Raw genomic sequence first — 11029 nt, forward strand, 5'->3', positions numbered from 1 at the left:
CTGCCGGCTATGCGCTGAGGCGGCCTGCCAGCCACGCCAGTGCGGCGGGGATTTCCCGGCGCCAGGTGTTGAAGTTGTGGCCGCCGCTGTCCAGGACTATCGAGGAGACGCGGGTGGGCTCCTTGGTCTGCCGGATGAAGCGCATGGTGTCGGCGTAGTTGGCCTCGCCCTGTCTGCTGGTCGTGACCAGCAGGTTCACCGAAGGCGCCGGCAGGTGGCGCTGCCGCCACATGAGGTCGTTCTCGCGTCGGAGCTGCGGATCGCCGGCGAAGAGGTCGCCGGTGGTCGGGTCGAGCGGGGCCTTGTAGTAGCCGGAGAGGGCGACGCCCGTCGAGTACGCCTCCGGGTGGCGCATGGTCATCTTCAGGGCGCAGTAGCCGCCCGTGGAGTCGCCCATCAGGCCCCAGCTGCGGGCGGCCGTACCGGTGCGGTAGTGCGCCGCGATGTCCGCGCGCAGCTCCTTGGTGAAGAACGTCTCGGTCTGCGGGCCGCCCGGTATGTCCATGCACTCCGTGTCGCGCGGCGGGGCGACCGTCGGCCGCATCATCACCAGGATCGTCGGCCGCATCCTGCCCTGCCCGACGAGCCGGCGCTCGGTCTGCGGGTAGTGCAGCTTGGTGTACAGCGCCTCGGCGGTGCCCGGATAGCCGGTGAGCACGACGGCCGCGGGGAAGCGCTGATGGGCGTACCTGGGCTGGAAGTACTCCGGCGGCAGGTAGACGTACGCCGGGCTGGTGATGCCGGTCGACTCGCCCCGTACGAGCACCCTGTCCAGCCGGCCGGCGACGTCGGCGCGCCGCTTGTCGTGCGGCAGGCCGGTCCGCTCTATGCCCTGCCGTTTCAGGTCGGTGCCGCCCGGGCCGGTCGTGTGGTCGACCACGACACCGGTCTGGTGCTCCTGGCCGAAGAGGTCGGCCCAGGACGCGTAGAACCCGAAAGCGCCGTTGACCACCAGCCCGACCGAGGCGAAGAGGGTCAGCTGGGTCGCCAGCAGCAGCCCGATCCGGCCCGTCACGGCGCGCCAGGTGCGGCCTGCGAGGCGCGGCCACAGCAGCACGGTCCAGACGAAGAGAGCCACCGCGACCAGCACGGTGAGCGCCAGCACGGTCTTACTGGTGAGTTCCATGTCCACTTCCTGCCGGGCGGCCGGACGGCCCGATCGCCTGATGGAACCCCGAGCCCTGAAGCGCCGTCCTACAGGACGCAAATTGTCCACGTAGTGGCGACTGATGCTCCGCGTTCTGAAGACCAGGCGGCTTGAGGAGCGGGCGACGGGAAAGTGATGTCTGACAGGCTAGATGGCGAAAAGTCCGGAGTGGTTGCGTGGCGTCGCGCACGCTGGGTGCGGGGACCGCGCCCGGAAGCGGTGCCCACGGCCGTCGGTACGGCCTGCACGCTGATCGGTCTGCTGAACGTGGCGGCCGGTGTCTTCCCGCGCTTCCGGCACAGCCGCATGCACGCGCTGGCGGAGGTGCTGCCCGGCGCGGTGAGCCCGCTGGCCGCGGCCGCTTCGATCGTGGTGGGCCTGCTGCTCCTGCTGCTGGCGCACGGCCTGAAGCGGCGCAAGCGGCGGGTGTGGGTCGCCGCGGTGACGCTGCTCCCGGTGGGCGCGGCGGCGCAGTTCGCGTACCGCCACTCCGTCGTCGGCGCGGTGCTGTCCCTGGCGCTGCTGGCCTACCTCGTCCGGCACCGGAGCGAGTTCGCCGCGCTGCCGGACCCGCGCAGCCGCTGGAAGGCGCTGCTGAACTTCGTCGTGCTGGGCGGCGTGAGCGTCGCCCTCGGCATGGTGATCGTCAACTCCCACCCGCACCGCACCGTCGGCGACCCGACGGTCTGGGAGGAGCTGCAGCACGTCCTGTGGGGCCTGTTCGGCTTCGAGGGCCCCGTGGCGTACACCCACCACGTCGACTACACGGTCGGTTACTCGCTCGGCGCGCTCGGCCTGCTGACCCTGGCGACCACCGCGTACCTCGCCTTCCGGCCCGAGCAGCCCGCCGCCCGGCTCACGGCGGAGGACGAGGACCGGCTGCGGGACCTGCTGGCCCGGCACGGCAGCCGGGACTCCCTCGGCCACTTCGCGCTCCGCCGCGACAAGGGCGCGGTCTTCTCGCCCAGCGGCAAGGCGGCGGTCTGCTACCGCGTGATCTCCGGGGTGATGCTGGCCAGCGGCGACCCCATCGGGGACGTCGAGGCGTGGCCCGGTGCGATCGAGCGCTTCATGGAGGAGGCGCGGGCGCACTCCTGGACGCCCGCGGTGATGGGCTGCTCCGAGACCGGCGGCGAGGTGTGGACCCGCGAGACGGGCCTGGACGCGCTGGAGCTGGGCGACGAGGCCATCGTGGACGTGGCGGACTTCACGCTCTCCGGGCGCGCGATGCGCAACGTACGGCAGATGGTCAAGCGCATCGAGCGCAACGGCTACGAGACCAGGGTGCGCCGCGTGGAGGAGCTGACCCCCGAGGAGATCGCGGCGGTCCAGCGGGCCGCCGACGACTGGCGGGGCACCGACACCGAGCGCGGCTTCTCGATGGCGCTGGGCCGGATCGGCGACCCGCGGGACGGGGACGCGGTCATAGCCACCGCGCACCGCGCCCCCGAAGAGGGCGAGGCGCCGGGCCCGTACGGCGACCTGAAGGCGGTACTGCACTTCGTGCCGTGGGGCGCGGACGGCATGTCGCTGGACCTGATGCGGCGCGACCGCAGCGCCGACCCGGGGATGAACGAGCTGCTGATCGTGGCAGCGCTGCAGGCGGCGCCGAAGCTGGACGTGGCCAAGGTCTCCCTGAACTTCGCGATGTTCCGCTCGGCGCTGGCCCGCGGCGAGAAGCTGGGCGCGGGGCCGGTGCTGCGCACCTGGCGGGGCCTGCTGGTGTTCCTCTCGCGCTGGTTCCAGATCGAATCGCTGTACAAGTTCAACGCCAAGTTCCAGCCCCGCTGGGAGCCGCGCTTCGTGGTCTTCCGGGCCACCCGTGACCTGCCGCGGATCGGCTTCGCGGCGATGCAGGCCGAAGGGTTCGTGCAGCTGGGGCTGCCGCGGCTGCTGCGCCGCCGGCGTCCGGAGCCCGTGGCGCGCCCGTGTGCGCACCGCTCTCGGGGGCTGCGCGGCACGTCGGTCGAGCGGGCCGCCTGAGAGCCCGAGGGGCGGGCGCGGTGGCGGCCGGGGCCGGCGGGGGAGGCGGCGAACGGGTACGTACGGGGACGTACAGGTGTTCCCGTACGTCCGCGTTCGCCCAGGAACGCGCCGTGCGTGGGGCGAGCCGCCCGGCCACAGCGCCTAGGCTGGATGTATGAGTACCTTGCGTGGCCGGGTGGCCGGTCTTCCCGAGTGGGACCGGTGCGCGGTCATGGGCGTGGTCAACGTGACCCCCGACTCGTTCTCCGACGGTGGCGACTGGTTCGACACCGAGCTCGCGGTCAAGCACGGCCTGGACCTGGTGGCCCAGGGGGCCGACCTGGTGGACGTGGGCGGCGAGTCGACCCGGCCCGGCGCCGCGCGCGTGGACGAGGCCGAGGAGCTGCGCCGCGTCATCCCGGTCGTACGGGAGCTGGCGGCGGCCGGCGTGGTGATCTCCGTGGACACGATGCGGGCCTCCGTGGCCGAGCAGTCTCTGGAGGCGGGCGCGCGGCTGGTCAACGACGTCAGCGCGGGCGCCGCCGATCCGGCGATGATCCCGGTGGTGGCCGCGGCGAACGCGCCGTTCGTGGTGATGCACTGGCGTGGCCAGTCCGTCGACATGAACGAGCGGGCGGTCTACCGCGACGTCGTCGGCGAGGTCGTGGCCGAGCTGCGCGTGTCGATGGACCGTGCGGTCGCCGGAGGCATCGACCCGGAGCGCGTCGTGATCGACCCGGGGCTGGGCTTCGCCAAGCGGGCCGACCACGACCTGGAGCTGATCGCGGGCCTGGAGCGGCTGCGCGAGCTGGGCCGGCCGCTGCTGGTGGCCGCCTCGCGGAAGCGGTTCCTGGGCCGGGTGCTGGCCGGTGCCGGCGCTTCCGCCTCCGTGCCGCCGGCCCGGGAGCGGGACGCGGCGACGGCCGCGGTCACCGCCCTGTCGGCGCGCGAGGGCGCCTGGGCGGTTCGCGTGCATGAAGTGCGGGCGAGCGCCGACGCGGTACGGGTCGCGCGCGCCGTGGAGGCGGCCGGTTCCGCGGCCCGGCGCACGGCGTAGAACGGGGCCCGGCAGGGCACAGGGCAGCCAGGCGGCGCGCGGGTGCCCGGGTGGCGGGGGCGCGGGGCACGCATGCGTGCACGTACCTGTGCACGCCCATAAGGACGCGAAGTACGCACGAGGATCATGACGGGAGCGGTGTGAGCGGTTTGAGCCCACGTACGGACATCGAGCTGGTGGAGCAGGCCAATACCGCGTTCTACGAGGCCATCGAGCGCGGCGATCACGAGGCGATGTCCGAGCTGTGGCTGGACGGCCAGGTGAGCGTGGTGCACCCTGGCTGGCCGGTGCTGCGCGGCCGCAGCGAGGTGCTGCGCTCGTATGCGCTGATCATGGCGAACACCGAGTACATCCAGTTCTTCCTCACCGATGTGGAGATCGACGTGGTGGCCGACACCGCGCTGGTGACCTGCACGGAGAACATCCTCAGCGGCGGCCCGGCCGAGGAGGACGGCTCGGTGGGCCCGCTGATCGGCCAGCTGGTCGTGGCGACCAACGTCTTCCGGCGTACGGAGGACGGCTGGCGGGTGTGGTCGCACCACGGGTCGCCGGTGCTCGCCGACCGGGACGACGAGGACGACGAGGACGGGCCCGAGGACGAGGACGACGGCGTGGGCGGGCTGCCCGGCGGCCTGTGAGACGCGTCTCGGCGGGCTCCGTGCCGGGCGCCGACCGGGCGCGTGCACGGCGCTGACGTCGGCGGATACCGTGTCCGGGGGTCAGCGGCCGGGGTCAGCGGGGTGACCGAGGGAGCACTCGTTCGAGCCAAGTCGTGTCGGGGTAGGGGTGGAGCGAGGGGCCGCGGGGTAAATGGCCGCGCGGACGGGGACTCGGCTGTGCGGCAGCTGTGCGGGGTGCCGTCCATGGCCCCCGTGGGCGAGCGCTGTCAGTGCTCGCAGGTAAATTCGATGACCGGGTGGTGTTCCGGACGGTGTCCGGTGCGTGCCCGGTAATCCGACGATCAGTGGTACCAGTGGGAGTGATTCGCGTGGACCGTGTCGCGCTGCGCGGGCTGAAGGCCCGAGGACACCACGGTGTGTTCGCCCAGGAACGCGAGGCGGGCCAGGCGTTCGTCGTGGACCTGGTGCTCGGCCTGGACACCCGGCCGGCGGCGGCGACCGACGACCTCGCGAAGACCGTGCACTACGGAGTCGTGGCGGAGGAGGTCGTGGCGATCGTCGAGGGCGAGCCGGTCGACCTCATCGAGACGCTCGCGGAGCGGATCGCCGCCCAATGCCTGAAGCACGAGGGGGTGGAGGAGGTCGAGGTCGTCGTTCACAAGCCCGATGCCCCGATCACGGTCCCCTTTGACGACGTGACCATCACCATCACCCGGAGCCGAGTATGACCAGCAGTGACCCGACCGTACAGCCGGTGCCCGCCTCCGTGGTGGAGCAGGTGGACGCGGCGGACGTGACGCTCACCAACCCCAAACGCGCGGTGATCTCCCTGGGGAGCAATCTGGGCAACCGCCTGGAGACGCTGCAGGGCGCCATCGACGCGCTGGAGGACACCCCCGGCGTGCGCGTGAAGGCCGTCTCGCCGGTGTACGAGACCGAGCCGTGGGGCGTGGAGCCGGGCTCCCAGCCGACGTACTTCAACGCCGTCGTCCTCCTGAAGACCACGCTGCCGCCCTCCTCGCTCCTGGAGCGCGGCCACGCCATCGAGGAGGCGTTCGAGCGGGTCCGCGACGAGCGCTGGGGTCCGCGCACGATCGACGTCGACATCGTCGCGTACCAGGACGTCGTCTCCGAGGACCCGGTGCTGACCCTGCCGCACCCGCGCGCCCACGAGCGCGCCTTCGTCCTCGTGCCGTGGCACGACGTCGACCCCGAGGCCCTGGTCCCCGGGCGCGGCCCGGTGGCCGAGCTGCTGGAGGAGCTGGGCCGGGGCGGCGTCGCGCCGCGCGCCGACCTGGAACTGCGACTGCCGGAGTGATCGTTGTCCCTACGGCCCCCGGGCCGGTGCAGGGATCATGATGGTGTCCGGTGGACATGACGGCCGGCGCGCCCGCGTGGGGCGTGCGGCCAGGACGGTGTGAGGGGCGAAGAGCTCGGTGAAGCAGCTACGGATCAAGGTGCTGGTCGGGCTGTTCGTGGTGGCAGGCGTACTGGCCTGGGCCGGCGCCCGGCTGTGGGACGCGCTCGGCAGCCTGCCCAGCGTGCCGCTGGCGGCCCCGATCGTGTTGGCGCTGATCGCGGCCGTGCTGGCGGCGACGGCCCTGTCGCTGCGCAGCCGGCTGAAGGCCCAGCGCGAGCGGGTGCCCGGCGCGAAGGGCGTCGAGCCGATGATGGCCGCGCGGGCGGTGCTTTTCGGTCAGGCGAGCGCGCTGGTCGCCGCGGTCGTGAGCGGCCTGTACGGCGGCGTCGCGGTCTTCCTGCTGACCTCGGGCTCGGCGGCCCAGGGCCGCGGGGACCAGACGGTGTACGCGGGCCTGGCGGTCCTCGCCGGCCTGGCGGTGGTGGCCGCCGCCGTCTTCCTGGAGCGCGTCTGCAAGCTCCCGGACGATGACGACGAGGCGGGCGCGGCGGCTGCGTGACGCGCGAGTGCGGGGGCTGCGTGACGCGCGGGCGCGGGGGCTCTTTCGGGTGCACTCGGGACTGCTCGGGTGCGGCGGCACTCGTCCTTGGGTAACCCCCGGGGTGGGGGACCCGGAAGCTGCGCCCGTAGGCGCAGCCGGCCGGTCGCCCCTCACGCGTCCAGTACGGACTCCAGGTCCACCTCGGTGCGGGGGATGTTCGCCGCGTCCGCCGTGGTCGAGCGGCGCAGCGCCTCGTGGAGGCGGCCCGGCGTGAGGACGCCGAGGAAGCGGTCGCCGTCCAGTACGGCGATCCAGCCCGCGTCGTGCTGCAGCATCGTGCTGAACGCCTGCTTCAGGGGCGCCCCGACCGGCAGCCACGCCTCCATGCGCCGCGCGTGCTCGCGGACCGTGCCCTCCTTCGCGAGCGCGAGGGTGTCCGCCGCGACCCAGCCGTGCAGCCGGTCCTCGTGGTCCAGCACGACCGCCCAGCGGGCGCCGTCCGCCGTCATCCCGGCCAGCGCGCGCCCCACGGGGTCGTCGAGGTGGATGACCGGCGGCTGTTCGAGGTCGCCGGTCTCGATGGGGGTGACGGACAGCCGCTTCAGCCCCCGGTCGGCGCCGACGAACTCCGCTACGTACGGCGTCGCGGGCGCGCCCAGCACCGTCGCCGGAGTGTCGAACTGTTCGATGCGCCCGGCCCCGTAGACGGCGATGCGGTCGCCGAGCCGTACGGCTTCTTCGATGTCGTGCGTCACGAAGAGCACCGTCTTGTGGAGCGAGGACTGCAGGCGCAGGAACTCCGTCTGCAGGTGCTCGCGGACGACCGGGTCCACGGCACCGAACGGCTCGTCCATGAGCAGCACGGGCGGATCGGCGGCGAGCGCGCGGGCCACGCCGACGCGCTGGCGCTGACCGCCGGAGAGCTGTTCCGGGTACCGGTCGCCGTACACGGACGGGTCCAGGCCGACCAGGTCGAGGAGTTCGGCGGCCCGGGCGCGGGCCTGCTTCCGGGGCCGGCCGAGCAGGTGCGGGACCGTGGCGGTGTTGTCCAGCACGGTCTTGTGCGGGAACAGTCCGATCTGCTGGATGACGTACCCGATGCGCCGGCGCAGTTCGACCGGGTCGACGGTGGCGATGTCCGCGCCGTCGAGGAAGATGCGGCCGTCGCTGGGCTCGATGAGGCGGTTGACCATCTTCATGGTCGTGGTCTTGCCGCAGCCGGACGGGCCGACGAGCGTGACGAGCTCGCCCTCCGCGACCTCGAAGGAGAGGTCGTCGACGGCGGTGGTGCCGTCCGCGTAACGCTTGGTGACGTGCTCGAAACGGATCATGCTCATGCTTCCCCATTGTCGTCGGTCCGCCCGGGGCGGGATGAACGGGATGTTGCGAGTGAATGGCGGTCCGGGCCGATTGTCAGTGGCGGGGGATAGGGTCGCAGACAGTCACCGGATTTGTGAGCGAGTGGACGGGGGAGGTGACGTGGCGTGAGCACGCCCATGAGCACGATCGCGAGTACGTACGTGAGCGCGGCCGTGAGCCCGCGCAGCTGCCTGCAGGCCAACGACTGGATCTGCGGCGAGTACGTCCGCAGCCGGAGCCAGGAGCTGGTGGACGCGACCGTCCAGCACGTGTGGATCACCGTCCTCTCCGTGGCCGTCGGCCTGTTGGTGGCCTTCCCGCTGGCGCTGCTCGCCCGGCAGCGGCGCGGCGCGGCCGGGCCGGTCCTCGGCCTGACGACGATTCTGTACACGGTCCCGTCGCTGGCCATGTTCGCGCTGCTGACCCCGGTGTTCGGGGTCTCGGCCGCCGTGGTCGTGACGGGCCTGGTGCTCTATTCCCTCACGATCCTGGTGCGGAACATCCTCGCGGGCCTGCAGGCGGTCCCCGCGGAGGTGCGCGAGGCGGCCCGCGGGATGGGATACGGCCCGCTGCGGCTGCTCTTCCAGGTCGAACTGCCGCTGGCGCTGCCCGCGGTGATGGCGGGGCTGCGGATCGCCACGGTCTCGACGGTGGCGATGACGACGATCGGCGCGGTCGTCGGCTTCGGCGGCCTGGGCAATCTCATCGACAGCGGGATGCAGGGCTTCTTCAAGGCGGAGGTCCTCACGGCCTCCGTGCTGTGCGTGCTGCTGGCGCTGGTCGCCGACCTGCTGCTGGTGGGCCTGCAGCGGGCGTTGACGCCGTGGACCCGGGCCGGACGGGCCCGGCGTGGCCGGACCGGGGCCGGGGGAGCGGGACCTGAGCGGACGCGGCGGTTCGGGCGCGAGCGGAAGGCGGTGGCCTGAGCGATGGATGCGATCACGGGTGCGTGGGACTGGCTGGGCTCCGCGGCCAACTGGGCGGGGGAGAACGGCGTATGGCACCGCCTGGGCCAGCACGTGCAGCTCAGCGTGGTGTGCCTGGTCATCTCCTGTGTGCTGGCGCTGCCGGTGGCGCTGTATCTGGGCCACATCGGCAAGGGCGGGGCGCTGGCGGTCAATCTCGCCAACGTCGGCCGGGCGGTGCCGACCTTCGCGGTACTGGTGCTGCTGACGCTCAGCCCGCTGGGCAGGGCGGGGGACTGGCCGACGATCGTGGCGCTGGTGCTGTTCGCCGTGCCGCCGCTGCTGACCAACGCGTACATCGGGATGCGGGAGGCCGATCGCGATGTGGTGGAGGCGGCCCGGGGGATGGGCATGTCCGGCTCGCAGCTGCTGCTCCGGGTCGAGCTGCCGCTCGCGTACCCCTTGATCATGACGGGGCTGCGGTCGGCGTCGGTGCAGGTCGTGGCGACGGTGACGCTGGCGGCGCTGGCGGGCGGCGGCGGTCTCGGCCGGATCATCACGGCGGGCTTCGGCAATTACGACACCCCGCAGGTGGTGGCGGGCGCGGTGCTGGTCGCGGGGCTGGCGCTGCTCGTCGAGGCGGTGCTGGTGGCGGTGGAGCGGCTGTGCGACCCGATGCGCGGCAAGCGCCCGGCGCGCACGGGCCGCCGCGGCATACGGGCGGCCCGCAAGGACGCGCCGGCTTTCTGACACGGGCTTGCCGACAACGGTGACCTGTACCCCGTTGGGTACAGACGTCCGGCCGCGCCTCTGCTGTACTCGCTCACCTCTGCTGTACCCCTTGCTCGATCTCAACGACTGGATGGTGAAACCGATGAACAGCACGTCGCGTACCGCGCGGACGGCCCTCGTCGCGGGGACGGTGCTGGCGCTGGCCGCGGGGCTCTCCGCGTGCGGCGGCCAGAGCCTGGAGGAAAAGGGCGGCAAGAGCACGGGCGGCAAGGGCTCGATCGTCGTCGGTTCGGCGGGATTCACCGAGTCCACGGTGCTCGCCGAGCTCTATTCCAAGATCATTTCCAATGCCGGGTACAAGACCTCCGTCCAGACCCTGAAGAATCGCGAGCTCTACGAACCGGCCCTGGAGAAGGGCGAGGTCGATGTCGTTCCGGAATACGCCTCCACGCTCGCCGATTTCCTCAACGCCAAGGAGAACGGCGCCAAGGCGAAGTCCGTCGCGTCCAACGACGCGGACGAGACCGTAGCGGCACTGAAGAAGCTCGCCGCACCGCGCGGGCTGAAGGTTCTTCCGCAGGGCGAGGCGACGGACCAGAACGCCTTCGCGGTCACCAAGGAATTCGCCGCGAAGCACAAGCTGAAGACGCTCTCGGACCTCGGCGCTTCGAAGGAGAAGGTGAAGCTCGCGGCGGGCGAGGAGTGCGAGACCCGGCCGTACTGCCTGCCGGGTCTGAAGAAGACGTACGGCATAGATGTCACGGGCATCGACCCCAAGGGCGTGGGCACGGTGCAGGCCAAGCAGGCGGTCAAGGACGGCACGGACCAGCTGGTGCTGACCACGACGACGGACGCCACGCTCGGCAGCTTCGGGCTGGTGCTCCTCAAGGACGACAAGCACCTGCAGAACGCCGAGAATGTGCTGCCGGTGGTGAATGCGAAGAGCGCCGGGGACAGCGCCATCGCGAGTGCGCTCGGCAAGCTCACGAAGGTGCTCACGACGAAGGACTTGATCGAGCTGAACCGCCAGGTCGATGCCGACCGGCGCAAGCCGGCGGATGTCGCGACGGCCTATCTGAAGGAGAAGAACCTGCTCAACAAGTAACCAGCGGGAAACGGATTGCAGGGCGGGGCCCCACCAGCCTCGTACGCACGGTAAATTTCAGGCCATGCCACGAGGACGCCATCGCCATTCCCCACCCCTGCACCGGCTTCTTCCCCCTTCGACGGTCGCCGGTGCGTCAATTGCCTGCGCCGCCGGTGCCTGGCTGGTCGGCGATGCGCTGGTGCTCCGGGTCCTGGTCGCCGCCGCGGCCGCCGCCGCGGTCGGCGGCGCCGTGCTG

The 11029-nt window shown here is 71.9% G+C and carries 11 protein-coding genes; 9 read left to right on the forward strand and 2 right to left on the reverse strand.

The window, feature by feature from the left end; translation table 11 throughout:
• Positions 1-7 precede the first annotated feature (7 nt).
• Positions 8-1126: an alpha/beta hydrolase gene (locus tag ABT381_RS14075; protein WP_351592734.1), complete on the reverse strand. Its 1119-nt coding sequence runs from the start codon at positions 1124-1126 to the stop codon at positions 8-10.
• 156 nt (positions 1127-1282) lie between these two features.
• Between ABT381_RS14075 and ABT381_RS14080 the strand changes: the two genes are divergently transcribed.
• The 6 genes from ABT381_RS14080 (at position 1283) to ABT381_RS14105 (ending at position 6708) form a co-directional block, all read left to right on the forward strand.
• The gene (locus ABT381_RS14080; protein WP_351592737.1) at positions 1283-3130 is read left to right on the forward strand and encodes a phosphatidylglycerol lysyltransferase domain-containing protein; all 1848 of its coding nucleotides are present in this window, start codon (positions 1283-1285) and stop codon (positions 3128-3130) included.
• Positions 3131-3287: 157 nt separating this feature from the next.
• A complete protein-coding gene (gene folP / locus ABT381_RS14085) occupies positions 3288-4169 on the forward strand; it encodes a dihydropteroate synthase (protein ID WP_351592739.1) in 882 nt (293 codons plus the stop codon).
• A 149-nt stretch (positions 4170-4318) separates the two neighbouring features.
• Positions 4319-4807 carry a nuclear transport factor 2 family protein gene (locus tag ABT381_RS14090; RefSeq protein ID WP_030260354.1) on the forward strand — a complete coding sequence of 163 codons (489 nt, stop codon included), beginning with the start codon at positions 4319-4321 and terminating at the stop codon, positions 4805-4807.
• A gap of 350 nt (positions 4808-5157) precedes the next feature.
• Positions 5158-5517, forward strand: coding sequence for a dihydroneopterin aldolase (gene folB, locus ABT381_RS14095; protein WP_351592742.1), 360 nt, complete (start codon positions 5158-5160; stop codon positions 5515-5517).
• Complete coding sequence (gene folK, locus ABT381_RS14100) at positions 5514-6107, forward strand: 2-amino-4-hydroxy-6-hydroxymethyldihydropteridine diphosphokinase (protein ID WP_351592744.1); 594 nt, start codon at positions 5514-5516, stop codon at positions 6105-6107. Before folB ends, folK begins: the two co-directional genes overlap by 4 nt.
• A gap of 118 nt (positions 6108-6225) precedes the next feature.
• Complete coding sequence (locus ABT381_RS14105; RefSeq protein ID WP_351592746.1) at positions 6226-6708, forward strand: DUF3180 domain-containing protein; 483 nt, start codon at positions 6226-6228, stop codon at positions 6706-6708.
• A gap of 152 nt (positions 6709-6860) precedes the next feature.
• On the opposite strand, the gene ABT381_RS14110 is transcribed toward ABT381_RS14105, so the two are convergent.
• Entirely contained in the window at positions 6861-8021 is a 1161-nt protein-coding gene (locus ABT381_RS14110) for an ABC transporter ATP-binding protein (protein ID WP_351592756.1), read from the reverse strand.
• Positions 8022-8186: 165 nt separating this feature from the next.
• On the opposite strand from ABT381_RS14110, the gene ABT381_RS14115 reads away from it, so the two are divergent.
• The 3 genes from ABT381_RS14115 to ABT381_RS14125 all read left to right on the forward strand — a co-directional run bounded on the left by ABT381_RS14115 (position 8187) and on the right by ABT381_RS14125 (position 10791).
• Complete coding sequence (locus ABT381_RS14115) at positions 8187-8975, forward strand: ABC transporter permease (protein WP_351592759.1); 789 nt, start codon at positions 8187-8189, stop codon at positions 8973-8975.
• Between the two features lie 3 nt (positions 8976-8978).
• Positions 8979-9704: an ABC transporter permease gene (locus tag ABT381_RS14120; protein ID WP_351592749.1), complete on the forward strand. Its 726-nt coding sequence runs from the start codon at positions 8979-8981 to the stop codon at positions 9702-9704.
• Between the two features lie 124 nt (positions 9705-9828).
• Positions 9829-10791 (forward strand): ABC transporter substrate-binding protein, encoded by a 963-nt coding sequence (locus ABT381_RS14125; protein WP_351592752.1) that lies wholly within the window; start codon positions 9829-9831, stop codon positions 10789-10791.
• Positions 10792-11029 lie beyond the last annotated feature (238 nt).

This window comes from Streptomyces sp. NPDC000151, from assembly GCF_040301705.1.
Classification (GTDB): domain Bacteria; phylum Actinomycetota; class Actinomycetes; order Streptomycetales; family Streptomycetaceae; genus Streptomyces.